A 1754-nucleotide genomic window follows, 5' to 3' on the forward strand; every position below is an offset into this window, starting at 1 on the left:
GCATAATATACTGTATCATCATCTATATTGAATTCCATATTCACTATTGTACCGGGAAATTTATTATTCATCTTGACGGATCTGGAACCTTCGTGACAGAGCTCCCAATAGGCGTCTGATGAAATTATCTGTAGTTTCCCTTGATTTCTAAGTATAAAATTGCATATAATTGTAAATCCAAGACCTCCGGGAACATTCTTTGTGGTATTACCCTGAATTATAGCCCATTCTATGCATGCACATGACGACAATTGTTTCTTGTTTAATTTGAGCATGTGCCGGTTCACATTATCTTCTATACTCGTTCCCAGATTAACTATGGTCATGTCCAGAGTGTGGGGCGAATTTTTTGATATGTATTCACCACAACAATATACATGATTGCAATCACTATGTGTGCTTGAATTTATAAATATTTCAAGGATGCTTTCCTGAATACTTTCACCTGCAGCGGTTGTATGTTTGGGAAACTTCTGTTTATTTATTAGTTCTTCAAATATATATTGTTTGAACTCCACCTGCTCACTGGCTGAAAACTTCTTATATAAAATGAAATTCTCACGCTCCTCATTATTTGTAGTGATGGAGAAAGCTTTTAGAAATCCATTGCGGGTAAGAGCTCTTCGAACACCGGCTGCAGCTTTAAAAATATTCAGTAGCCATATTTGATAACCGTCTTCAGACAATTTATCAAGTAGCGCACCCAGTGCTGAGGATAGATTGGCATCAAACCTACGGCATGAAGAAAAATCTATCCCTATCTCTGATGGACAGATTTTCTTGATGTCGTGATAAAGATTGGCTATATATTGATAGCCATCAACATCATTCTTTATTATTGGAATTAATTTATAAGTTTTTTCCAACATTTTTCATTCTGTTTATTTACTCATCATTCCCATCCAAAGAAAGCTGAACCGGATAATCCGCATAAGCCCTTAACAACTGCAAAAATACTCATTTATATGGATAATTCAAACAATAAAACAACGAAAAAAATCCGCAAGCCTCCCGCCTTTTGGCGGGAAAACTTAATGTAGACATAATACATAAATACAGTCAATGCCGACCCTGCAAATAATGAAAAAAATAATGAAAACGACAATACAGGAAACCTTTTCTTTTTACCAGACCAATAAACTATAGCCGAGGATAGGTATCACGTCCACAGCTGTCACCTTATGATGCTGAGCCAGTAATGTGGCTATCGACAAGCCCACATACCCTGTTCCTGCAATTGCTATATTAATCATTTTCAATTCCTTCTTTTTGAAGTGCACCGTAGCCATTCCGCATTTTAGTGTTCGCCAGTAGGTAAAGACCATTTAAAATTCCACTGTATCGCCCGGTATAATTTCGAAATTAAAATATACAGTATCTTTCCATCCCTCAGCTTCGAAAACCTATATTCACACTGCCCTTCTCTTCCTCATCTCCTGTATTATCATTACCGGTTCTTCCTGATAAGTCCTTTTCCGGTTCTTCCGGCACTTCCTTATTGCCGCATGCAAAAATCATCATAGAGCAGCATGCCACAACTGCTAGCATAAGTGTTTTCATAAGCTTAGTTTTTTTTAGATTATCATTTTCTTAATAAAGATATTAATGATTATACACTTATTTGCGGATAAGTAAGTGATCTAAAATATTTTTATATTCAGCATAAATTATTAATATTGTCTCATGATATTTTAGAAATTGAATCATGAAACATATAAAAGTGCTTGAATTGAGTGAGGCTGATCGCCTCAAAC

Annotated in this window: 3 protein-coding genes; all 3 read right to left on the minus strand. The window is 35.7% G+C overall.

Going from position 1 to position 1754, the window contains the following annotated elements:
• Positions 1 to 869: hypothetical protein (locus tag I6E24_RS16110; protein WP_235329713.1), on the minus strand; the 869-nt coding region annotated here is incomplete at its 3' end.
• A gap of 255 nt (positions 870 to 1124) precedes the next feature.
• Positions 1125 to 1253: a hypothetical protein gene (locus I6E24_RS16115; RefSeq protein WP_317218629.1), complete on the minus strand. Its 129-nt coding sequence runs from the start codon at positions 1251 to 1253 to the stop codon at positions 1125 to 1127.
• Positions 1254 to 1389: 136 nt separating this feature from the next.
• Positions 1390 to 1560 carry a hypothetical protein gene (locus tag I6E24_RS16120; protein ID WP_204509112.1) on the minus strand — a complete coding sequence of 57 codons (171 nt, stop codon included), beginning with the start codon at positions 1558 to 1560 and terminating at the stop codon, positions 1390 to 1392.
• Between the last annotated feature and the right edge of the window lie 194 nt (positions 1561 to 1754).

Source organism: Bacteroides caecigallinarum (assembly GCF_021530995.1).
GTDB lineage: Bacteria > Bacteroidota > Bacteroidia > Bacteroidales > Bacteroidaceae > Phocaeicola > Phocaeicola faecigallinarum.

Coding starts and splice junctions, on each gene's coding strand:
- I6E24_RS16115 (WP_317218629.1), bottom strand. CDS start 1,253: ATGATTAATATAGCAATTGCAGGAACAGGGTATGTGGGCTTGTCGATA.
- I6E24_RS16120 (WP_204509112.1), bottom strand. CDS start 1,560: ATGAAAACACTTATGCTAGCAGTTGTGGCATGCTGCTCTATGATGATT.